Raw genomic sequence first — 24399 nt, forward strand, 5'->3', positions numbered from 1 at the left:
ATAACTCAATAAAAGGCAAAAGAATGACTCCAGCCGTTAAATTACTCGAAAAACAAAAAATTCAATTTACACTGCATCCCTATGAACATGACCCCAATGAAAGTAACTTTGGTGATGAAGCCGTGCGTAAGCTCGGGTTAGATGCCAAACAGGTATTTAAAACACTCTTAGTCGCCTTAAATGGTGACCAAAAAACATTAGCCGTTGCTGTCACCCCTGTTTCAGGTCAATTAGATTTAAAGTTAGTCGCCAAAGTATTTAAAGTAAAAAAAGTTGAAATGGCCGACCCTCAGATAGCCCAAAAAACAACGGGGTATTTGCTTGGGGGGATTAGCCCATTAGGCCAAAAGAAGCGTCTGCCCACCGTTATCGATGACCAAGCACAACAATATGCGACGATGTTTATTTCCGGGGGAAAACGTGGATTAGATATTGAACTCGCCCCCACAGACCTCGCTAACGTACTGAATGCCACCTTTGCTGAAATTCGCAAGTAGCTGCTGATTTAATGTTTCCCGTTACTATTGAATGGGTATTAACTAAAAATGGTGGTAGAAAACAACTACCGCCAATCGGGCTCTATTATGCAGTCGCTCACTTCGATATCCCTAACAGTAAAAATTGGAGTGTAGTATTTCAACTTGAAATCCACTTAATAAATAGCCATCAGTTGTGGTTAACACAAGGAAAAGTTCGTTTCCTTGTTGACCATGCACCTAATGACTATTTTAAGCACTTATCTACTTTCAAGATCTTTGAAGGACCACGTTTAGTGGCAAATGTATTTTTGCGATAAAAAAGCCCCATATAAATGGAGCTTTTCTACTGGTTTTATGAATTATTTATTGTTGTAAATAATTTCACCTTTAGGTTCATAGTCCGCGGCCTTCAGAGGGGAATGTTTTTCAATATACCCCTTGAGGACTTCTGCATCGACAAAACCTGTATTGACGTAGTTTGGATGGTTGTCGATTTTCGGATAACCATCTCCACCGATAGCATTGAAGTTTAATGTTGCCATGCGATAAGTTTTGCTAGGGTCAACAGGCTTACCATCAATTTTAACATCACTGATAGTGCCATCTTTATTCAGTGTTAAATTCACATTATAAAACTGACCATACGCACCCGCATCAGGCTTCATATTTGCCACAGCTGTCAAATAAGGGATCACTTCATCCCCTTTAAAATCAACATACACTAGCTCATTAGCAAACGGTTGAACTTTAAGGACATCTTTGTAGGTAATATCACCACTTTCAATAGAATCACGAACACCACCACCGCTCATGATGGCGAAATCGGCCCCTGCTCGCTCTTTTTGTGCAGCTAACAGAAGATGCCCCATATTGGTTTGAACAAAACGAACTTTACTGCGATCACCTTCAAGTTTACCTTCAACTGACCCCACCTTCACACTAAGTTGCTTATCACCTTTTTCTTGGTAAGGCGTCAGAAGCTTGGTCATTTCAGGGTTGTGAGCTATTTCTTGCGTATAATAAACGCGCTCACTCGTGCCGTCTTCTTTCGTGATTTTTTTCTTTAAGTTAATTGGAATTAACTGGTAATGTTTCAGGGTAAACTTACCATTTTTAAATTCAAAATCAGCACGTCCGACATATTTACCCCATTCGTGTGCTTGAACAATCCAAGTCCCATTTTGGTTATCTGGCGCACAAGGCGTGCCTGGCACATAATCAGCTTGCTTGTAGTTTTTATTTTCTTGAGACATACAAACAGGGTCTTGTGAATGCCCCCCAACAATCATATCTAAATAACCCGCGGGTAAACTACGAGCCATTTCTACATCACCCGGCGCATTTGAACCATGATTGCCATCATCATAGTGCCCCATGTGGGTTGCGGCGATGATGATGTCTGGTTTTTCTGTTTCTCGTAACTCTTCGACGACTTTTTTCGCTTCATCAGCAGGTACGCGAAACTCAACGTCAGGGAAGTTTGCTGGGTTACCGATACGAACTGTATCATCGGTTGTTAGCCCCATCACGGCGATTTTTACGCCTTGCTTATCGAAAACTTGGTAAGGCTTAAATAAACGCTTACCTGTGCTTGCCTGATAAATATTGGCAGATAAGAAAGGAAACGTTGCCCATTTTTCTTGCTGGCGCAGAGTTTCCAAAGGATTATCAAATTCATGGTTACCCAATGCCATTGCATCGTAACCTACAAGGTTCATACCTTTGAAGTCAGGCTCTGCATCTTGCAGATCTGATTCAGGAACACCTGTGTTTATATCACCACCAGACAGCAATAAAACGCTACCACCCTGCTTTGCTACTTCATCGCGAATTTCATCAACCACTGTTTTCTGAGCTGCTAGCCCGTATTCGCCATGGTCATTATGCCAAAAGTGCCCATGATGGTCATTGGTATGCAAAATAGTGATATTATAGGTTTTATCTTTTTCCCACGCATTTGCCATAGTGGCAGGTATTAACGCTAATGATACCGTCAATGCACATGCGGATGCCTTAAATGTAAACCTCATACATTTCTCCCTGCTGGTATAGGAATTTTAATTGACTAATATTAGATTATAGCTTGTCACGACCCTCAGTTTTATAGCACAAAAATATGAACAGGATTTGATACCTATTGCAGAATAAGAAATTCGTTTCATAAAAATGAGATCGCCATCAAATAAATCACTGGTGTTATTTTTTCATGTGACTTATTTATTCATTTAAATAAATTGTATTTCAGCTATATTGATAACAATTATGTAACACAGAAAGTTGATAATTATGAGTGAGCAAACCACAACCCCAAATAACACGAATCCATCAAAACCACTGAATAAAACTGGGAAAACTGTTTTTAGTATTCTAACTGCTATCAGTGTTTCTCATTTACTCAATGATATGATCCAATCGTTGATATTAGCGATTTACCCTTTGTTGCAAGCTGATTTCTCATTGAGTTTTGCCCAAATAGGGATGATCACCTTGACCTATCAGATTACGGCTTCATTATTGCAGCCTATCATTGGGTACTATACCGATAAGCACCCACAGCCGTATTCATTGCCGATTGGAATGACCTTTACCCTAACGGGGCTTATTTTGCTCGCAATGGCTGAAACTTTCCCTACCATTTTGCTCGCTGCCGCTTTAGTCGGAACCGGCTCTTCGGTCTTTCACCCTGAGTCTTCGCGTGTTGCTCGTATGGCATCAGGGGGGCGTCATGGCCTCGCTCAGTCCTTTTTCCAAGTTGGCGGCAATTTAGGCGCTTCTTTAGGACCATTACTCGCGGCTTTAATTATAGAGCCTTATGGGAAAGGGAATATTGGCTGGTTTTCATTAGCGGCATTACTCGCCATCGTCATTTTATTACAAGTCAGTAATTGGTATAAGCAACAGCACCGTGCTGCAAGTAAAAAACCCGCTTCTACCGCTGATATTAACGTGTTACCACGTAAAGCGATTATTGGTTCACTAGCAGTATTGTTAGTGTTGATTTTTTCCAAATATTTCTATTTGGCCAGTATTAGCAGCTATTACACTTTTTATCTGATCGATAAGTTTGGTGTTTCTGTGCAAAACGCCCAGATCCACTTATTTGTTTTCTTATTCGCAGTTGCAGCAGGCACCATGATTGGCGGCCCTATTGGTGACAAAATAGGGCGTAAATACGTTATTTGGTTCTCAATCCTCGGAGTTGCACCTTTTACCTTAATTTTACCTTATGCCTCACTGTATTGGACTGGTATCCTTACCGTGATTATCGGGATGATTTTAGCCTCCGCTTTTTCTGCTATTTTGGTCTATGCGCAAGAACTAATCCCCGGTAAAACAGGCATGGTGTCAGGGTTATTCTTTGGTCTCGCTTTTGGAATGGGAGGCGTCGGTGCTGCCGTCTTAGGGCATATCGCTGACTTAACCAGTATAGAACAAGTTTATCATTATTGTGCTTTCCTACCATTACTTGGCATTTTTACAGTATTGCTGCCGAATATCGGTCATAAATAGATTTATTTTGTTATATTTCCCACACTTACCTAAAAAATAAGTGTGGGTCTTTCTCACCACATTAGAGATAAATTCCAGATAAAAATCCCATAATCTTATCGTTTGTAACGATTTAGCACCCTTAAAGTGTCTTTTTTTTAAAAACATTTCATTTTTTTAAGGAAATTTTTCTCAAAAAAAGTTAAAATATAAAAACATCGCATTTGCATTTTAAAATGAAGGCCTCATTTTAAAAGTCAACGGCATGTACCCACCTATTATTATTTATACTAATCAGAGGAGACTAAATGGAGCATTCAACGCCCTTAATCACAACCATTGTTGGTGGTCTCGCCCTTGCATATGTGTTAGGTATGATCGCACAGCGATTAAAAATCTCCCCTTTAGTTGGTTACCTTGCAGCAGGTGTTCTCGCAGGCCCATTTACGCCAGGGTTTGTTGCGGATGCGGCTCTTGCACCCGAGTTAGCTGAAATCGGTGTTATTTTACTGATGTTTGGGGTTGGCCTACATTTTTCACTGAAAGATTTACTCGCCGTTAAATCCATCGCCATTCCTGGGGCAATTGCACAAATCGCAGTAGCCACCTTACTTGGTCTTGGGTTGTCCCTATTGTTCGGCTGGGGGATCTTTACGGGTATTGTTTTTGGTCTTTGTCTTTCGACCGCCAGTACTGTGGTATTACTTCGTGCATTAGAAGAACGGCAACTGATTGAAAGTCAACGTGGGCAAATTGCGATTGGCTGGCTGATTGTGGAAGACTTAGCCATGGTATTAACCTTGGTCCTACTCCCCGCAGCCGCTGCCATCATGAATACCGATGACGCAAGCTTTAGTGAATTAGCATTAGGCCTAGCTTGGACTATTGGGAAAGTTGTTCTATTCATCTTCATTATGATAGTGATTGGCAGAAAGGTCATTCCATGGATTTTATCGCGCACCGCTTCTACGGGGTCTCGTGAACTATTTACCCTTGCAGTACTTGCGCTAGCATTAGGTATTGCCTACGCAGCAGTCGCGATTTTCGACGCTTCATTCGCTCTTGGTGCTTTCTTTGCTGGGATGGTATTAAACGAATCAGAATTGAGCCACCGCGCAGCACAGGATACCTTACCATTACGTGATGCATTTGCTGTTCTGTTCTTTGTCTCCGTCGGGATGCTATTTGACCCAGTCGTACTTATTGAACAACCTTTAGGCATTCTTGGTGTACTCGCCATTATTATCATTGGTAAATCTGCGGCGGCATTAGCACTAGTCAGGATGTTTGGCCATTCACGGCGAACCGCCTTAACCATATCAGTTAGCCTTGCACAAATCGGTGAGTTTGCATTTATCTTAGCAGGTATGGGCTTAACACTCGGTGTCATGGATAAAGACGCGCAGAACCTTGTGTTAGCAGGGGCAATTGTCTCTATTATGCTTAACCCTGTGTTATTTACTTTATTAGATAAATACCTCGAAAGTACCGAAACCATTGAAGAACAACTTCTGGAAGAAACGCTGGAAGAAGAAACTCAAGTGCCTGTCGATATTTGTGGCCATGCCATCATTGTCGGTTATGGGCGTGTAGGCGGTATGCTAGCAGACAAACTACGTAGAAAAGAAATCCCTGTTGTTGTCGTTGAAGATACTCGAGCAAGGTTTGAAGAGCTGGCCGAAAATGGCTTTAGTGCGATTTTAGGTAATGGCGCGAATAAAGACATTATTAGCCTTGCCCGCATCGAATGTGCCAAAACGTTACTGCTAACCATTCCTAATGGTTATGAAGCAGGTGAAATTGTGGCAACAGCTAAAGAAATGAACCCTAACATTACTGTGATTGTTCGTGCTCACTATGATGACGAAGTCAGCTTTATCAAAGAACGCGGTGCTGACCATATCATTATTGGTGAACATGAAATTGCCAAATCAATGGCGACACTCATGTGCCACGATGTAGAGGAATTTGGCTGTTCTGTCGATGATTTTATTGATGGTGACAACGATAAAAAAGGTGAAGGCAAGAATTTAGCGGAATACCTAAAACCTAGCCACTAGAGCCTTATTCCCCCTTTAAAGCCGTAACTCGAGTTACGGCTTTTTTACACAAACTTTTTGATTACACCTTCTATATTATTTCCTACTCGTTAAAATTCAGGAAAATAATAAATGAAAAAAAACCACCTGCTTTGCTTATTGTCATTATTTATTTCATCGGCTTATGCAGTAGATGACTGTCGTGATGAGTTACGAAACACACATCGTGAAAACTTGCATTTAATGACTCAAAAGATAGTCTATGGCCCTATTAAATCAATAAAGTCAGTAAGCTATGCATCAACTCCCACAGGCTCGCCTCTAGATACAAAAACGCTACAAATGCAGTTTTCAACTTGTGGTGCTTTAGAAAGCTATCAAAGTGAGTCAAAATGGTTTTTAGACAAAGAACTAAACTCATCACTAAAGAGAACCATCCAAAAAAATCCAACCTATGAAATGGTAAATATTATTTCATTCGGCCAGCCAATACAGAGTATCGAAGGTAAGTTCACCTTTGAGCAAGACCCATCCGGGAAAATATCCACAGTCAAAACCCATGACCAAGCAGGTAATGACTATACAGTCAGTACCACGTACAAAAATGGCAAAATAGATTCCACAAAGGGCTTTACTGAAGGAGTCGAGGTATTTTACCAATATTCCTATGATGACCAAGGAAAACTGGTCTCAATGGTCGGTAATTCAGGGCAAGATATCCGCCAGTTTAGTTATGACACTCACGGTTTTTTTAAACAAGAAATACGTAAAATCAAACTCAATAATGAGGAAGTCTCCACCACTATTGAGTGTTTAGAAACTGATAAATTTGGTAACTGCCTAACAGAAAAGTTAACGAATTCACGTAGTAATCTACCTGATACTTTAATTGAAACGTTCAAATATCAGTACGAATATTATTAAATAATTGGCATAAATAAAAAGTCCATAACAACAATAGGTTATGGACCGATTTATTTTATGGCTGGAAATTATTTTTCCATTTGTGCCTTAAACTCGTCGCCAGTCCAAACAGGCAAGCCTTTATCTTTAAAAAATTGAATTTCTGCCGCAACACCACCACTCTTTTCCCAGCCGGGTAACGTCAATACAATTAACCCATCACAACGTTTCAAGAATTCCATATCGATGGAAGACCAAGCCACTTTTTGTCCTTGTGTTGCAAGAAATTGATTTATTGGATGAGTCATTGTGATCTGGCTATAAGTTGCAATCCCTTGAAGGGCGAGTTCAGCGGCAAATTTTGTACACTCCTGAAAGCGCATTTCCACAACATTGCTATCAGGGTCTGAGTAAGGGCAAGCAATAAAATAAAGGCTCATAATAATTCCTAGTGTTGGCAATAACGTATTTTGGATAAAGTAACCCTATAAAAAATAATTCATTATTTTCCATAGGGAGAACTAAAATTTAATTTTTAAAACTACAGCTTATTCAAGCTCTGCAATAATAATCTTTGTTTTTGGTCGTTTTTTATTTTCAGGTAATTTAAAGTCTTTGCTGGTTGTCACTAAATAATCAATATTATCCCAACCTGTAACAAAATTAATGGCATGCTTATTGGCTTTTGTGCCGTCCGCTAATACCATTAATTTGTCACTATTTTCCATCATTTTTTGCGCAATAGCAGCCTCATCAACATGTTGATCCATAACCCCATGTAATGAATGAATAGCCCCTGCACCTATAACCGCATAATCAGCAAAAAATTCAGCAATATTCTTTAGCGCAATAGCCCCTAAGCAGGCATTTTGCGCTGCATTAAATTGCCCACCAATTAAAATAGTTTCAATTGTTGGGTTTTCCTGCAATATATTCGCTAATAGCGGTGAGTTAGTAATTATTGTTAGGTTATCAATTAGCTTTACTCGCTGGCTAAATTCAAATGTTGTTGTACCAAAATCGATAAACAACGTATCACCCGGTTTAATAAATTCAGCCGCTTTCGCTGCAATCGCTTTTTTTTCATCAACCGCGGCTTGAGCCCTTTCAGTAAAATTACGTTCAAACTTTGACTGAATATTAACTGCGCCACCATGAATTTTCTTAAGTAATTTTTGAGTTTCGAGCTTACTCAGATCTCGACGGATAGTTTCTTGCGCGACATTAAAATGCTTTGCGAGCTCTTGTACATACACCTGACCCTGAGTAGAAAGTAACTCAATGATGGTTTGATGACGTACTTTTGAGGAACGCCCCTCACACATAGTTTAACCCTTCTTGACCATTTACATTTCTAGCACTATACAACAGCGATACTAATTTCAGTAGCATCTCGTTGTATTTTTGTTAAATCGATATTTTTCAGCAAAATACGCCTAGTTGGCAAACCTCGATGGTGCTTTTCATATAATAATGTACTGCCAGCCATAACCTTAATAGTGCCATTCACCGCGTGCTCGACTTTAATATTAAAATTAATTTTATTTATTGAATTATCATTAATATCAATGCAAGCAGGCACACTAAAGCAAATTTTATCATCCAGATGCACTGGGAGCCGTTGAGTCTCTTTTAGTTGCTGTTGGTGATGATTCGCCAGTAGGTCATCTGCAATCTGTTCACCTACCCAAAGCCCCTCTTGGTAACACTGATCACCCATATCTGCAGGGTGTAACATATTACCAGCAGCATAGTAGCTCGTATCAGAGCAACGACCCCGTTGGTCCGTTACAGGTTTGCCTGTCGCCGCATCATAATCAAGGTGGCTTTTGCGAATTAATGTATTTTCCCCAACAAATTGCCCAGTAAAAATGACCGAATCACACATAATTTTGTGAGTTTTACCGGCACTTTCAACTACCACATACTCTACACGCTCTAATCCACCAATTTCAGTAATTTGGCTATTAAGAAACACTGGCGTTCCCATTGCTTTGGCAAATAATGTGGCTGGCTTAAAGGCCAAAATGCGATCACCACTTTCAATCATAGCCTGCGCTTTAACGCCTGCATTTTTTAGTGTCCATAAAGCAGAAAAGCTTACCAGTTCGCTCCCCACAATAACTGGGTTACGACACGGTTTTTTACCATTAAGATACACAAATTGCTGTAATGCACCCGCAGTGATAATACCTTGGGGACGCAACCCTGATACCAAGCGTGGATGCCTTGGTGTCTCCCGCACTCCTGTTGCAATTAAAACACGTTTTGCTTGCGCCTCTACAAGCCCATCAGGAGTAGAAATGGTTAAATGCCCATTAGGGTGAAGCTGAGTCACCGTACTACGGGTAAAGATAGGAGTGTCTCCCAGTTGAGCTACAATCTTTTTAGCAAACTGGTTCCCTTTCATTGGGCGCTTAAAGGCAAGTACCCCAAACGTTGGGTGCTGACAATGACGCGGAACCCCGCCAGCATCAGCTTCACGTTCAATGATAGCAACACGTTGAATACCGCGACGGCGCAACGAATACGCAGCAGCAACCCCAGCAGGCCCTGAGCCTATGATAACCACATCATAATTCAAACTCATTTTACTGCCTCCACTGCTAATGTATGGTCAAACCGGCCATTGATTATTTCTGCTACCTGACTGCTACAATAAAACCCATTACAACGCCCCATCATCACGCGCGTTCTACGTCGCAATGCCCCTAAGCATTCAGGCGGAATATCGGAGTCAAACGCAGCTTCAATTTCTCGCTGCGTAACAAGCTCACAGTGACATACGATGCCACCATTACTTTTACACTGATAATCCCGTTGGTGATATTCGGATATCATTGGCATTGTTGGCCAAATTAGCGTTTCTGGAGGAGAAAGCTCAAATAATGGCGTAAAGTGTTGTTGGTATAGTTTTGCCAAGTAGTTAGCAACACCTAAAGCAGAGGTTAACCCCGTTGAGCGGATCCCGCCTGCGCATATCCAGTGTTTTTCAGGATAATCATTTATACGATAATGTTTTTCTTCTGTTGCAGGGCGCAGTCCCGCATAAGTTGCCGTTACACTATAATTATGTAATGAAGGTAACATCTGAGAGCCTTGGGAGATTAAACCCTCTAGCACTTCTTGTTTCACTTCCGCTTTCCAACGGTCATCCTGTTCTTCTGCTGTTGGGCCTAATAATAAGTTACCAAAAATAGTTTTTGATAATAGTACGCCTTTAGTTATTGCGGTTGGCACTGGTAAAATGATCGCATTAATATCGGCAGCGGCGGCTTTGTCATAAACCAAAAACTGCCCTTTGCGTGGTTTTATTTGGAATGGTGATGGGTGGCAGATCGACTCCACAATATCACCGTTAATACCAGCACAATTAATTACCAAACGGGCAGAAAACTCACCTTTTGATGTGGTTAAATCCCACACCCCATTGTTTAGCGAACCGTTTTTTACTTCACAATGAAAACGATATTCAGCACCATGTTTCACTGCTTGAGTTAAATAAGACAGTGGCGTACTCCAAGGGTCGATAACCGCTTCACCGGGGACATGAACCGCAGCCAGCGCGCCCTGAGCCAAATGTGGTTCTCGGCGATATAACTCCTCTTTATTGATGATTGCCACATCTAATACATTGTTAGTGTGTGCTTGCTCAACAATCGCAGGGAGTTTACTCAATTGCTCTTCATTCCATGCAACAACTAATGCTCCGGTTTCGAGTAACGGTAAATTCATTTTTTCTCTGATTTCAATGAATTCACGATACCCATCTTGCATACATTCAAGTTCCAGACTCCCTGGTGTGGCGTCAAAACCCGTATGTAATAGTGCACTATTTGCCTTACTTGCTCCCGAAAGAATGTCTCCACCACGCTCTAACAGCAGTGTTTTGGCACCCATTAGTGTAAATTTACGTGTCACAGCACAGCCAATGACACCACCGCCGATGACAATGACATCCCAAATTTTTTTATTATTAATATCCATGGCTGAGATCCTTAATTTCTAACTTGCACACATAAAACCACATAATTCCCACAACCACAACAAATAAAACAACACAAACCACAACATTAACAAAAATATTATTCACATTGTTACAATATTGTGAGTTTTATCACATTAGTGAAACTTATTGTGAGTTTTTTGTGGATTTTATTTCCGATTAAACGATAGTAAGCAAAAAAACAGACTAATTTACAACATTTACAACACTGGGAATATTGCGATGCTCAATCAACGTTATGCGGCTATCGATCAGGGAACAACGGGAACCCGGGTCGTTGTCTTTGAAGAAGGCGGCCATTATCACTCCCCAATGAGCATTCCTCATAAACAAATCACGTTGAACAGTGGTTGGGTAGAACATGACCCTGAGGAAATCTTGGCAAATATTATTAAATGCTTAAATAGCTGCGAGGTTGTTGATGCGATTGGTCTTTGTCATCAAGGTGAAAGCATTGTCGCATGGGATGCTCAAAGTAAGCGCCCTTTATACAATGCGATCGTTTGGCAAGATTTACGCACTGAAAAAACCATTTCACGACTGAAAGAAGCAGGCTTGGAACCACTAGTGCAATCTAAATCAGGTTTGCCACTAGACCCTTATTTTTCCGCCAGCAAAATGGGATGGATTATTGAGAATGTGGTGGGAGCGAAAACGCTAGCGGATAAAAACCAGCTACGGATAGGCACAATGGATGCTTTTTTCCTCGACCGTTTATGTGGTGTATTTGTCACTGACTATAATTCCGCATCACGAACCTCACTACTCAATATTCACACTTTAGAGTGGGATCAACAACTATGTGACATTTTTGGTGTGCCTATTCATTGTTTGCCACCTATTAAAGACAATATTGGTGATTTTGGTGCCATCAACCTCGATGGGCATTTAACCCCTGTCACGGCAATCATTGTTGACCAGTTTGCCGGCACATACGGTCATGGCTGCCGTGAAAAAGGGGATGCAAAAATTACTTTCGGTACAGGCGCTTTTTTACAAGCACTGACAGGGGCTGATATTCCTAAAACTCACGAAAGTGGGTTATTACCAACCTTGTGCTGGAAATTTCCGGGTACACCTGCCGTTTTCGGATTAGATGGTGGGGTATATAACGCAGCATCAGCCATTAATTGGGCGCGTAAAATTGGCCTTTTCGACTCATTCGATGAACTCACCGATTTTAGAACTGAACCAGCAATTAAACGCGGCCTTGCATTCGTACCTGCATTATCTGGCTTAGGCTGCCCTTACTGGGATCGGAGTGCCGCGGGGTTATGGGCGGGGCTTTCTCTAGATACCGATAAAAAAGATATGATGCAGTCCGTTCTTGAAGGAATAGCAGCTCGTTCAGCGGAAGTTATTTTTGCAATGGAGCAAGTTTCACCTTTAGGTCAGTCAATTTCAGTCGATGGAGGGTTATCTTCAAATCAATACTTTAAGCAGTTTTTAGCCAATTTATTACAAAAAAATATTGAAGCACCAGCAAACCGTGAAGTAACAGCATTAGGCGCAGCCTTATTGGCTCGTAAAGGCCTAGGTATCACTCACGAAATGGCAGTTAGACGCAATGCAACCATAACACGCCCAGATGGAACCAACATGCAAGGCGTGATGGAACAGTATCGCGACATCATTGCCCGTTCTCGCCAATTAAGACACTAAAATAATAAAAGGACCCTACCATGGCTGAATTCGGAAATTACATTATCTATTTAATCATGTGCGGTGCGATTATAGGCGCAGTCGCATCTATTGTTAGACCAACAAGTGACCTCGGAAAAGAGTTTGTTAATGGTATATTCTCTATTGGTCCCGTTTTCCTTGCACAAGCAGGGATTATGGCAGCCGTACCGTTACTATCACAGTTAATATCCTATGTGCTTGGCCCTGTTTTTTCATCTGTAGGGTCAGATGTTTCAATTGCTGCATTGTCAATTATTGCAGTCGATATGGGTGGCTATCAATTAGCTGATGCACTCACAACAAACCGCGATATGTGGATCACGGCCATGTTGATCGGCTATACCTCTGGTGCCACCATTGTTTATTTGATCCCTGTTGGTTTAACCATGTTAAATCGTAAAGATCATAAATATCTAGCACTGGGTGCGATGGCAGGTCTGATCTCGATCCCCTTTGGCGTACTGGCATCCCTGTTGTTAATTACATTCAATAATATTCCAGTTAGAGACATTATTTCGACTAACTCACCCGCAGCGCATCAATTAACCTTAGACTTCTTCACGATGTTGCAATACTTGATGCCACTGTTTGTATTCTGTTTCTTACTCGCTGCTGGGTTAAAATATCGCCCAATGCTAATGGTTACCGGTTTTTTAATTTTCGGTAAGATTATGGATGCATTTGTGAAATTAGTCTTAGCATTCTCTATTGTTGAGCATTTTACTGGCGTATTTAGTAAAGTCTTCGGTGCATGGGGCTTTGACCCACTGTTTGCAGATCAAAATGAGCTATTCCGTGCAATCGAAATTGCAGGTTATATTGGTATCATGCTGGCAGGGACATTCCCAATTTGTTACCTGTTCCAACGTTACTGTAAACCATTAGTTCGCGCATTAAGTAACCGTTTAAAATTGAGTGATACCGGTTCGTTAAGTTTTATTATGGTAATGGCAAACATCATTGCAACTTATCACTTATTCAAAGATATGCGTGCAAGAGATAAAGTATTATGTGTTGCATTCGGTGTTTGTGCACAGGCTACCATTGGTGATCACTTAGCCTTTACCGCAAATTTCCAACCCACGCTTGTTCTCCCCATTTTACTTGGTAAATTGGTCGGTGGGGCCTTAGCCGTATTTATTGCAATCAAAATATCAGTCCCTCAAGCTATGCGCTATGAAGAGGAAGATGCAAAAGAATCTGAAAAGGTGGAGGTAGAGCACCAACTTGCTACCACTAAATAAAAATAATTCACATTAGTTATGTTTATATAATTATTATTAGAGATTAGCTGCATTTGAAATGTCTATACCCATAAAGTAGGATGCAGCTTTTATTTATTCGTCGCTTTTAAATGCCAAAATTCATCCATTAACTACATTTAGTTAATGCCCCATGATTTATTTCTTGTCATCATTATTCACAATTTATCTCATAATTTGTTACTAATTAATTAATATATTAATCAATTAATATATAGATATTATATATTGATATAAAAAACCCCAATATTTATATTAGGGTCAATTAACTTAACATACTTCAATAATATAAATATTGAATATCATTTTTAACTTAGCGGTCCCAGTAGGATTCTTCCAAACTATCTTCTTTTTCAGGTAACCCGCGAGTTAACCGTGGTGAATGCTGTGTTAACACTTGATAACTAACACGATTAGCATACTTACACACTTGAGCTAAAGATGAATATGTTAAGTATTGGCGTTCATGTTTACTGGAGTTTGGGACGTTTGAACGATGATAAGAATTTGCTGTGATATCATGGAGTAATGCAGATAATGCGCCGTCTCCTGCACCATTCGTATTCATTATTTTTTCCGGCCCCCCCATATAAGGTTCAATATGAGAAAAAATCCGTAATGGTACTTGGCAATCTTGCTGGCGCATTGCACGACTAAACTCATACAAATTAAACTCTGCAATCGCCCCTGGTAACAATGGGTGCTGTGTTGTACGTTTATAGCTTTCTTCTGTGTACCCAGCCATATACAACCCTGACGGCCCAGCGGTACAAAGCACTAAATCAACCCAATCTAAAGCCATATTCGAGGCTAATAGAGGGTCACTTAAACCGGTTAGTTCTTGTGCTTCATCTTCGTTCATCGCGACTACTGAAATATGTTCGGCGAGAAAATCACGCCAAAACTGTGGGTCCTGAGCAATAACGAATTTAGTCCCCAAAGTTAATACCACTGGCACATTATGTTTTTTCGCATATGTAATGGCTTGCATCGTCGCTTCAGGCATGGTCTCACCTGGCTTACAACGTACTAAATAGGCCGTTAATACTAATGCAGAAGCCCCTGCAATAATATCTTCAGGGATACTACTAGGCTGTAAGCGGTTCATATGGCCAGGGCTAATAGCAAACGTCCGCTCACCATTTTCAGTAATTAGCGTGAAACAACGCCCAATAGGGCCATCAACACCTTGCAAGAAATTTAAATCCATACGGCTAGAGGTATGACATAAATAACGATAAGCATAACTGCCAATTTGGATATTGTTACACATTGTGCCTAACAGGACAGAGCGATCATCCGCTAAGACAGAATAATTATGCAATGTATTACCAATCGTACCACCCGCAAATTCATGTGTAATCAATGCGTTATCTGTTAATTCTTTATATAACGCCTCAGCAATAGCATCTTCTATAACCAGTGAGTGCCCTTTGCTTAATTGATAGCGTTGAATAAACTCATCATCCACTTTTGCTTCGATGTCGACCAAAGTTTGGTCGATACCAACAATATAGGATTTACAGTTTTCTTCATCAGCCAACGTTTCTTTTAGGGGCTGTAAAAGCGGATCTCTGAGACTAACAGGGAAGTAATGTTTTGACTTACGCTGACCGGGGAATTTCATAATTAGGAGATTAAAAATGGAACATCTCCCTATTCTAACACGATAAAGCTAAGCCAGCACCTCAAAAGAAAGTGCTGGCTTGATTACTATCATCTAGCTGAATAATTACACATTTTGCTGTTTATAATCACGATATAACTGGCGACTCAATACAAATGAACAGCTCAATATAAAGCCGAGAACTGCGCTCAATGCCACAATAAGCGATGATTTAGGGGAATCTTTTTGTAGTGGGAAATCCGGTGTCAAAATAAACATCACGGGTGCAAAGTCTAACTCCTTGCTCGTTAACGCATTAAGTTCATCAATATAAATTTGACGGTTCTGCAAGGTTTCGCTCATTAAAGCTAAATCACGGTTTTGTGTCTCAATCAGTAATTTCTTTTCTAAGGCTTCTGTACCAAGCGCAATTGGGTAGTCAGGGTCATCGTTGATCGTTACAGAATCACTCGCAATCGGTTTTTCTATCCCAGCAGCTTTCGCGATGTCAACAGCTCGCTTTAAGCGTTCAACTTTAACATCATATTCCGTTTGGATTTTACTGACTTCGCGTTTCAGTGATTCGCTAGCAAAGATCAACCGCTGAGAAACAGTGTTATCTATCTCAACTTTAATTTGCTGCCTCACTTTTGATGCACTATAGCGAATATACCCCTCAAGTAAGTCTTGTGCTTCGATAGGTAAAGACGCCGTAAACTTTAAAACAATGTCATTGGAGGTACTGTTTTTTTCTTTCGATTGGTCTTGAATTTGGATATCGTTGGTAATGATTTGATTCACTAACCGTTGTTGACTAGCAACATCATCTTTCGGTTCGATATTTTGCGCTAACTGCTGAAAATACCGTGTACTTTTTACATATTCGCTCTGGTTAACTTTTGAACGAAACTGATCAACAAACACGCTAAAAATGCGCTGAGCACTTAAATCAATAGGGATTTCTAGTGCGTCTAATTGCGCTTTTAATTTGTTTACTTCTTGGATGTTTTCAGATGTAGGAGGAATAACAATTGCTGTACTACTCCATTTTTGGGGTAAAAAGCTGACAATCCCCGCGCTCAACACAATACAGAAAGCAGTAAAAATAATAATTAAGAGCTTATGCTTTAATAAAATCGAAAATAATGCCATGAGGTCAATTTCATCATTCTGCTGTAAATGAAACTGAGGAGCAGTATTTGATTTCTGCTCTATATTATTGCCTCGTGGCGGTTGCTCATTGCTCATATTAATTCCAAAAGACATAAAATTTGTTTAATCGTTTTTAATTTCAGATAAGTTATTATAGTCTATAATCGAATTTTTGATATATCGATAAGCTAACTTTTTTGTATTAATTGTATGCATTGACTACTTTAATACATCTTCAATTATTAAATTAATCATGCTAATACTATCTTGATTATCATTTAAAGCCGATATGTAATTATATTTATGACCACCACTGCTAATAAAGAACTCTTTATTTTGTTCGCTTATCTCTTCTAATGTTTCCAAACAATCAACTGAAAACCCAGGACAAATAACCTGAACTGATTTTACACCTTGGCTGGGTAATTCATGCATTGTTTTATCCATGTAGGGCATGAGCCAAGGCTCTCGTCCAAAACGTGACTGGTAAGTGAGTAACACGTTATCACTTGGATAATTTAAGGCTTCACGCAATGCCTGAGCGGTTTTTTCACATTCTTGCTGATAGATATCACCTGTATCACAATAACGCTTAGGAATGCCGTGGAAAGACAATACCAGCCTATCTGGTTCACCGTGCTTGGCAAAACTAGCTTCAATAGAAGTTACCAGTGCTTTAATGTACGCAGGATGAGTGGCATAACTCCGAATAAATTGAACTGACGGAATAGTACGTCGACCTTGAAATGCCCTTGTAACTGCATCATAAACCGCAGCAGTTGTGGTACATGAATATTGTGGATATAAAGGTAAGACCACTAAATCAGTAACCCCTTGCTCCATCAGGTTATCAATCGCAGTTTTAATTGATGGTGAACCGTAGCTCATCCCTATATCTACTGGAATATTAGGCAACAAAGCGGCTAATTTTTGCTTTTGGCGTAAAGAGTAAACCAATAATGGGGAGCCGTCTTCTAACCAAATAGATTGATATAATTTCGCGACTTTCGACGACCGAATAGGCAAAATTGCACCATATAGAATAGGTTTCCAAATTAGACGAGGTACATCAATAACGCGAGTATCACTAAGAAATTCTGCTAAATAGCGTCTAACTGCTGAGGTTGTTGGGGCATCAGGTGTTCCTAGGTTAGCCAATAAAATGCCGTATTTTTTTTCTGACATGAAACAACTCCTAATTGATAATCATTCCCAACATTAACATAGTTAAATAACTATTTTTATCACCAAGTGGTATAACAATAAAGGCAGCGATCTCGCTGCCTTATACTTGGTTTACACCCTTAATAACACAAGTTACTGTTATACAGTAACAAGAAGCATAAGGAGTGCCAATATTAACCTAAAATTTTTGCTAATTCTTCACTAACTTCAGAAACTTTACGTGTACCATCCAATTTGAAGTACTTCGTATTACCTTGTTTTGCTTCATTTTGATAATAAGCAATTAAAGGAGCCGTTAATGCATGGTACTCAACTAAACGTTTACGTACGGTATCTTCTTGGTCATCTTTACGTATCGTTAATTCTTCACCGGTTACATCGTCTTTACCTTCCACTTTCGGTGGATTAAAGTTGATGTGGTAAACACGACCAGATGGTGCATGTACACGACGGCCAATGATGCGCTCAACGATGATTTCGTCTGGTACATCAAATTCAAGGACGTTATCAACGGTAATACCCGCTTCTTTCATGGCATCCGCTTGCGGGATTGTGCGAGGGAACCCATCTAACAAGAACCCATTACGGCAATCATCTTGTTTGATACGCTCTTTAACTAATGCGATAACCAATTCGTCAGTCACTAATTTACCGTTATCCATTAATTCTTTAGCTTGCAAACCAAGTTCGCTCCCTGACTTAACAGCTGCACGTAGCATGTCACCTGTTGAAATTTGAGGGATCCCAAACTTTTCCATAATAAATTGAGCTTGAGTGCCCTTACCAGCGCCTGGAGCGCCAAGCAGAATGATACGCATTGCGTAAACCCCTTGCTATTTAGATTTTTATAATTTGAAAAGAAAACAAGCTACCATACCATTAGCATGGCGCTTTACTCAAGAACACACGTAAACGTTTTCGCATTTATCTTTTTTCGCAAAAGAAAAAAACCACGCTAAAGCACAAGCAAAAGCGTGGTTTATGTTCAAAAACGAAAGTACAAAATTAACTTATTTTAAAAGCAATTCGTTGATTTTCCGTATAAATAAATTTGGATCTTCCAATGTACCACGCTCGGCCAATAATGCTTGATCCAATAACACATCAACCCAATCAGCAAATACAGACTCATCTGACACTTCAGACGCTTTTTTCACCAATGGGTGTGCTGGGTTTAATTCGAAGTTGTATTTCACTTCTGGCGCAGCTTGACCAGCCGCAGCGAATAATTTCGCCATCTGAGTGCTCATTTCATCAGCATTTGTGGTGACAATCGCTGGAGTATCGGTTAAACGATGCGTCAGTTTGACGTCTTTAACCCTTTCACCCAAGAATGATTTTACACGCTCAACAAATGGTGCTAATTGTTTATCCGCTTCTTCTTGTTCAGCTTTGTTTTCATCCGCAAGTTTATCTAATGACTCATCAGCTTTACTGACTGATTGGAATTGTTTGCCATCAAACTCAGACAAATAGTTCATCATCCATTCGTCAATACGGTCGGATAACAACAATACCTCAATACCTTTTTTACGGAATAATTCGAGGTGTGGGCTACCTTTTGCCGCCGCATAGCTATCTGCGGTGATATAGTAAATTTTATCCTGCCCTTCCACCATACGGCTAACGTAGTCTTCTAAAGAAACATTTTGCACGCTGCTATCTGTTTGAGTGGTCGCGAAACGCAGAAGTTTAGCAATGGTTTCACCATTTGCCATATCTTCCGCAGGGCCCTCTTTCATCACTAAACCAAATTGTTGCCAGAAAGTTTGATATTTTTCCGCATCTGTTTTCGCCAATTTTTCAAGCATTTGTAGAACACGTTTAGTCAATGCACTACGTAAACTGCGTGTTAATGCGCTATCTTGCAATATTTCACGAGAAACGTTCAATGGCAAATCATTGGAATCTAATACACCACGAATAAACCGTAGGTAATTTGGCATAAACTGTTCAGCGTCATCCATAATAAATACGCGTTGAACGTATAATTTCAGGCCATGCTGTTGGTCACGATTCCATAAGTCGAATGGTGCTTGAGAAGGAACATACAGTAAACTGGTATACTCTTGTTTACCTTCAACACGGTTGTGCGTCCAAGTCAAAGGGTCAGCATAGTCGTGGGAAATATGTTTATAGAATTCAACATACTCTTCATCAGAGATATCAGACTTACTACGTGTCCATAGTGCTTTAGCTTGGTTAATCTTTTCCCACGTTACCGTACCGTCTTCTTCATTTTTATCTTCAATTTCAACAGGTAGGGCAATATGGTCTGAATATTTACTAATTACTGAGCGTAGACGCCAGTTATCAAGGAATTCTTTTTCATCGTCACGTAAATGCAACGTAATTTCTGTACCGCGTTCCGCTTTTTCAATATCGGTAATAGTATACTCACCTTCACCCGCAGATTCCCAAAAAACACCTTCATCCGCAGGGGCTCCTGCTGCACGGCTACGTACTGTGACTTTATCTGCGACAATAAAAGCTGAATAGAAACCAACACCAAATTGACCAATCATTTGGCTATCTTTTGCCTGATCAGTACCTAGAGATTCTAAAAATGCTTTCGTACCTGATTTTGCGATAGTCCCCAAGTTATCAATAACTTCTTCACGGCTCATACCAATACCGTTATCACTAATCGTTAATGTACCTTGGTCTTTATCTGCGCTAATACGTACACGCAATTCACCATCATTCTCATACAGTTCTGGTTTAGATAACGCACGAAAACGCAGTTTATCCGCCGCATCTGATGCGTTGGAGATCAATTCGCGTAAGAAAATCTCTTTATTCGAATAAAGAGAGTGGATCATTAATTGGAGGAGTTGCTTAACTTCTGATTGGAAACCACGCGTTTCCTGTCCTTTCATACTCATTAATCGCCTCTATTTCATCAATCTAATTGGATAGGTTTGACTTATCGATGCAGATTAGTTGGGGGCGAAAAACAAAAATTCAAGCGATAAAGACAAAAAAATTTACTGAAGAAAAAACCAAAACCAATGATTAGAAAGGAAATAATAACAACCGCAATCATTTTAAAGATAGTTAATGAAAGAAATAATTCTACTCATCTCCAATCATATACTCTAAATAATTTGTGCTGTAGCTAGGCATCAAATACGTTAATCCCCAGGAGCATACACCAGTATGTGACCCAAGTCACCGAGTGTAGCCCCCACGACTCAAATTAGTAACTGAATTCTGTAGGGTGATTTTAAAAAAACGAAATCAATACTACCCTCTAAATAGTTCAAGTTGTAGGTAGGCGGCAAATGAGGAGATCTCGGGGAGCATACATCAGTATGTGACCCGAGTCGCCGAGTGCAGCCCCCACGACTCAAATTAGTAACTGAATTCTGTAGGGTGATTTTAGAAAAACGAAATCAATACTACCCTCTAAATAGTTCAAGTTGTAGGTAGGCGGCAAATGAGGAGATCTCGGGGAGCATACATCAGTATGTGACCCGAGTCGCCGAGTGTAGCCCCCACGACTCAAATTAGTAACTGAATTCTGTAGGGTGATTTTAGAAAAACGAAATCAATACTATCCTCTAAATAGTTCAAGTTGTAGGTAGGCGGCAAATGAGGAGATCTCGGGGAGCATACATCAGTATGTGACCCGAGTCGCCGAGTGTAGCCAACACCCCTACAGCTTGAAATATGACGAGGATATTACAATCGAGAGCGGCCGGAGAGCGAATGAGACAGCGTCGTACTATCGACTAACTCTAATTCCCCACCCACAGGCACCCCATGAGCAATTCGGCTCGCTGCCACCCCATATTGTGCGCACATTTCCCCAATATAGTTTGCTGTTGCTTCACCTTCTACCGTCGGGTTTGTCGCTAAAATCACTTCTGTGATCGTCTCTACCGCTAAGCGTTCTTCTAACCTATCAAGGCCAATATCTATCGGACCAATACCGTCCAATGGCGATAAATGCCCCATAAGAACAAAATAGCGCCCTGAAAATTGCCCAGTTTGTTCAATGGCATAGATATCTGCTGGGCTTTCGACAACACAAACTAAACCATTTTGCTGACGACGCGGATTCGCACAAATATTACAAACCTCTTGCTCGGTAAACGTTCTGCAATCACGGCAATGACCAATTTCAGACATTGCACTTGTGAGAGATTGCGCTAAACGCATCCCACCGCTCCGGTCACGCTGTAGAAGATGGAAAGCCATACGCTGCGCTGACTTTGGCCCAACGCCGGGAAGACAGCGCAACGCTTCCATTAATGATTCAAGAAGCGGACTTGTTTGCATTAGAATGGCATCTTAAAGCCTGGTGGTAATTGCATACCACTAGAAACGCTCGCCATTTTCTCTTTTTGTGTCTCTTCAATGCGTCGAGCCGCATCGTTAAATGCCGCTGCAATCAAGTCTTCTAACATTTCTTTGTCATCTTCTAACAAGCTAGGGTCGATCTCAACACGGCGGCAATTATGCGAACCATTAATTGTCACTTTCACTAAGCCAGCACCAGACTCGCCTGTAGCTTCAAGTTGAGCGATTTCTTCCTGAACTTTTTGCATTTTATCTTGCATTTGCTGGGCCTGTTTCATCAGGTTACCCAATCCACCTTTACCAAACATAGTTTTCTCTCACAACTGAGGCTACAGATTAACCAATATACTGTAGCGTTAAACGGGGCGAATACTTTCTTCATCCAACTGCGCATCAAACATAGAGCGAAGTTTTTGAATCGTCTTATCCGCAATAATTGACTGACGAGCTTGCGCCAGTTTCTCTTCATAAATCGCCTGTCGCCATTCTAGTGGTGTTTTCACATCACTATTATCATCATGAACGATTTTCAGTTCAACAGAACGACCATACTGCTCGCTCAGAGCTTCCTCTAGCGCTTTATGCGCTTGGGGCTTATCGAGGTGCTTCTGAGATGAACGCAAATGTAAAACAATTTGCGACTCACTTAATTCTTCTATATATGAATTCAAAGCTAATTGTTCAACCAGCTTAGGAATATTTAATTTTGCTATTGTCCCGGACCAGCGGTCTCGCTCCCGCCCTTCTTCAATAATTTTTACTGCTAATTCAGGGGTTTTCTCATATTCTAACGCTTCTTTGATCTCACTTGGCGTCGTAACGGCATCTTTTTGAGCCATTGTTTCTTTGTTCTGAGCTTTCCACTGATACGGCTTTGGTTTCTGAGCTTTCACCCCTTGTGAAGCTTTGTTTTCCACATTTTGTTGGTGTTTGCTGGTCACGGCGGCCAGCCTTTCTAGTGCTGATACCGCCGGCTTAGCCTTTTCAGACGTCGCCGGTTTAGCCTTTTTTAGGCCAGGGTCCTCGCTTTGGGGTGATTGCAGGGTCTGCCTAGCTTTTAATAACTGCAAGGTTGGGCTATTTTCTGGCAAATTCTCTGCACGAGTTTGTGGCGGCGCTCCCCTTTGAGGTGCACTCTGTGTTACCGTTTGTGTGATCACCCGAGGAGGCGCTTCAATTTCTTCGATTACACTTTTAGGGTGAAATGCCAGTGCTCGCAATAAGGCCATTTCTACCCCCATACGCCGCTCAGGTGCATAGGGCAATTCTTTTCTTCCTACCAACAAGGTTTGGTAGAAAAGCTGTAAATCTGCTGGAGAAATAACCCTTGCAACTTGCCGCAAGCGCCCGTCTATCGAAGATGGGTCTGTTTCTTGCTCCGCAGGAAGAAGTTGGATCATCGCGATGCGGTGTAACTGGGTTAAAATTTCAACCAGTAAATTCTCCCAGTCCGCACCTCGGCTAGCCGCTTGCTCCACTTGGCTCATCACGGCGATGCTATCAGCACGGACTAATGCCTCAATGATAGCTAATGGTTGCTCATCATCCAGTGTGCCAAGCATTTGACTCACTATGTCAGCAGTTACCTTGCCTTGCCCCATCGCGATGGCTTGGTCTGTTAAACTTAATGCATCACGTAAACTACCATCAGCGGCTCTCGCTATCAGCTGGCGAGCACGCAGGTCATGTTCAATATTTTCAGCATTAAGAATTAATTCAAGTTGTTCGCTAATTTGAGTGACATCTAACGCTTTTAGATGGAACTGCAAGCAACGTGACAAAATAGTCACGGGAAGTTTTTGTGGGTCAGTCGTCGCCAAAAGAAATTTTACGTGTTCTGGCGGCTCTTCAAGGGTTTTCAACAAGGCATTAAAGCTATGACGTGACAGCATGTGGACTTCATCAATCAAGTAGACTTTGAAGCGACCGCGTGCTGGTGCGTATTGGACGTTATCGAGTAATTCGCGGGTATCTTCCACTTTAGTTCGTGAAGCTGCGTCAATCTCAATTAGGTCGACAAACCTGCCCTGTTCAATTTCCAAGCAGTTGACACATTGACCACAAGGGGATGCCGTGATCCCTTTTTCGCAATTAAGACCTTTGGCAAAAAGGCGAGCAATCGTCGTTTTCCCTACGCCTCGTGTGCCCGAGAAAAGATAGGCGTGATGAAGCCGCTGGTGCTCCAGCCCATTAGCAAGTGCAGTCAAGACGTGTTGTTGGCCAACAACGTCTGAAAATTTTTGAGGTCGCCACTTACGGGCAAGTACCTGATAGCTCATGGTTCCCACAG

At 41.0% G+C, this 24399-nt stretch carries 20 protein-coding genes; 7 read left to right on the forward strand and 13 right to left on the reverse strand.

Going from position 1 to position 24399, the window contains the following annotated elements; all coding sequences use genetic code 11:
- The first annotated feature begins 23 nt into the window (after positions 1–23).
- Together ybaK and P3L56_RS15635 are read left to right on the forward strand one after the other, a co-directional pair.
- Positions 24–497: a Cys-tRNA(Pro)/Cys-tRNA(Cys) deacylase YbaK gene (ybaK, locus tag P3L56_RS15630; RefSeq protein WP_042848122.1), complete on the forward strand. Its 474-nt coding sequence runs from the start codon at positions 24–26 to the stop codon at positions 495–497.
- Positions 498–508: 11 nt separating this feature from the next.
- Positions 509–796 (forward strand): hypothetical protein, encoded by a 288-nt coding sequence (locus tag P3L56_RS15635; protein ID WP_042848125.1) that lies wholly within the window; start codon positions 509–511, stop codon positions 794–796.
- Positions 797–838: 42 nt separating this feature from the next.
- On the opposite strand, the gene ushA is transcribed toward P3L56_RS15635, so the two are convergent.
- Positions 839–2509: a bifunctional UDP-sugar hydrolase/5'-nucleotidase UshA gene (gene ushA, locus P3L56_RS15640; RefSeq protein WP_129466320.1), complete on the reverse strand. Its 1671-nt coding sequence runs from the start codon at positions 2507–2509 to the stop codon at positions 839–841.
- Positions 2510–2765: 256 nt separating this feature from the next.
- Here ushA and P3L56_RS15645 point away from each other — a divergent pair, with 256 nt between their 5' ends.
- The 3 genes from P3L56_RS15645 to P3L56_RS15655 all read left to right on the forward strand — a co-directional run bounded on the left by P3L56_RS15645 (position 2766) and on the right by P3L56_RS15655 (position 6931).
- Entirely contained in the window at positions 2766–3989 is a 1224-nt protein-coding gene (locus tag P3L56_RS15645) for an MFS transporter (RefSeq protein ID WP_042848128.1), read from the forward strand.
- A gap of 287 nt (positions 3990–4276) precedes the next feature.
- On the forward strand, positions 4277–6028 hold the full coding sequence (ybaL, locus tag P3L56_RS15650; protein ID WP_042848129.1) for a YbaL family putative K(+) efflux transporter: 1752 nt from the start codon (positions 4277–4279) through the stop codon (positions 6026–6028).
- A gap of 111 nt (positions 6029–6139) precedes the next feature.
- A complete protein-coding gene (locus tag P3L56_RS15655) occupies positions 6140–6931 on the forward strand; it encodes a hypothetical protein (RefSeq protein WP_131680958.1) in 792 nt (263 codons plus the stop codon).
- Between the two features lie 68 nt (positions 6932–6999).
- Here P3L56_RS15655 and P3L56_RS15660 read toward each other — a convergent pair whose 3' ends face one another.
- The 4 genes from P3L56_RS15660 to P3L56_RS15675 form a co-directional block, all read right to left on the reverse strand.
- The gene (locus tag P3L56_RS15660; RefSeq protein WP_042848131.1) at positions 7000–7350 is read right to left on the reverse strand and encodes a DUF1937 family protein; all 351 of its coding nucleotides are present in this window, start codon (positions 7348–7350) and stop codon (positions 7000–7002) included.
- 108 nt (positions 7351–7458) lie between these two features.
- On the reverse strand, positions 7459–8235 hold the full coding sequence (locus tag P3L56_RS15665) for a DeoR/GlpR family DNA-binding transcription regulator (RefSeq protein WP_042848132.1): 777 nt from the start codon (positions 8233–8235) through the stop codon (positions 7459–7461).
- Positions 8236–8270: 35 nt separating this feature from the next.
- The gene (locus P3L56_RS15670; RefSeq protein ID WP_042848135.1) at positions 8271–9500 is read right to left on the reverse strand and encodes an NAD(P)/FAD-dependent oxidoreductase; all 1230 of its coding nucleotides are present in this window, start codon (positions 9498–9500) and stop codon (positions 8271–8273) included.
- A complete protein-coding gene (locus tag P3L56_RS15675; RefSeq protein ID WP_206227457.1) occupies positions 9497–10897 on the reverse strand; it encodes an NAD(P)/FAD-dependent oxidoreductase in 1401 nt (466 codons plus the stop codon). Before P3L56_RS15675 ends, P3L56_RS15670 begins: the two co-directional genes overlap by 4 nt.
- Positions 10898–11138: 241 nt before the next feature.
- On the opposite strand from P3L56_RS15675, the gene P3L56_RS15680 reads away from it, so the two are divergent.
- On the forward strand, positions 11139–12578 hold the full coding sequence (locus P3L56_RS15680; RefSeq protein WP_042848140.1) for an FGGY family carbohydrate kinase: 1440 nt from the start codon (positions 11139–11141) through the stop codon (positions 12576–12578).
- A gap of 20 nt (positions 12579–12598) precedes the next feature.
- On the forward strand, positions 12599–13843 hold the full coding sequence (gene eutH / locus P3L56_RS15685) for an ethanolamine utilization protein EutH (RefSeq protein WP_272686263.1): 1245 nt from the start codon (positions 12599–12601) through the stop codon (positions 13841–13843).
- Positions 13844–14174: 331 nt separating this feature from the next.
- On the opposite strand, the gene P3L56_RS15690 is transcribed toward eutH, so the two are convergent.
- From P3L56_RS15690 to dnaX, 8 genes are all read right to left on the reverse strand, one after another.
- Positions 14175–15488 carry an inosine/guanosine kinase gene (locus P3L56_RS15690; RefSeq protein ID WP_048608064.1) on the reverse strand — a complete coding sequence of 438 codons (1314 nt, stop codon included), beginning with the start codon at positions 15486–15488 and terminating at the stop codon, positions 14175–14177.
- Positions 15489–15593: 105 nt separating this feature from the next.
- Complete coding sequence (wzz(fepE), locus tag P3L56_RS15695; protein ID WP_225832991.1) at positions 15594–16715, reverse strand: LPS O-antigen length regulator Wzz(fepE); 1122 nt, start codon at positions 16713–16715, stop codon at positions 15594–15596.
- Positions 16716–16838: 123 nt separating this feature from the next.
- Positions 16839–17804, reverse strand: coding sequence for a ferrochelatase (gene hemH, locus P3L56_RS15700; RefSeq protein ID WP_166685766.1), 966 nt, complete (start codon positions 17802–17804; stop codon positions 16839–16841).
- Between the two features lie 173 nt (positions 17805–17977).
- Entirely contained in the window at positions 17978–18622 is a 645-nt protein-coding gene (gene adk, locus P3L56_RS15705; protein ID WP_004913624.1) for an adenylate kinase, read from the reverse strand.
- 192 nt (positions 18623–18814) lie between these two features.
- Positions 18815–20683: a molecular chaperone HtpG gene (gene htpG, locus P3L56_RS15710; RefSeq protein ID WP_210831665.1), complete on the reverse strand. Its 1869-nt coding sequence runs from the start codon at positions 20681–20683 to the stop codon at positions 18815–18817.
- Between the two features lie 805 nt (positions 20684–21488).
- Positions 21489–22088: a recombination mediator RecR gene (gene recR, locus P3L56_RS15715; RefSeq protein ID WP_042848149.1), complete on the reverse strand. Its 600-nt coding sequence runs from the start codon at positions 22086–22088 to the stop codon at positions 21489–21491.
- Positions 22088–22417, reverse strand: a complete 330-nt coding sequence (locus P3L56_RS15720; protein WP_004260403.1) for a YbaB/EbfC family nucleoid-associated protein — start codon at positions 22415–22417, stop codon at positions 22088–22090. Before P3L56_RS15720 ends, recR begins: the two co-directional genes overlap by 1 nt.
- A gap of 48 nt (positions 22418–22465) precedes the next feature.
- A complete protein-coding gene (gene dnaX, locus P3L56_RS15725; RefSeq protein ID WP_166685765.1) occupies positions 22466–24388 on the reverse strand; it encodes a DNA polymerase III subunit gamma/tau in 1923 nt (640 codons plus the stop codon).
- Positions 24389–24399: the final 11 nt, after the last annotated feature.

Origin of the sequence: Providencia sp. PROV024, from assembly GCF_032709665.1 — a bacterium.
Lineage (GTDB): Bacteria > Pseudomonadota > Gammaproteobacteria > Enterobacterales > Enterobacteriaceae > Providencia > Providencia huashanensis.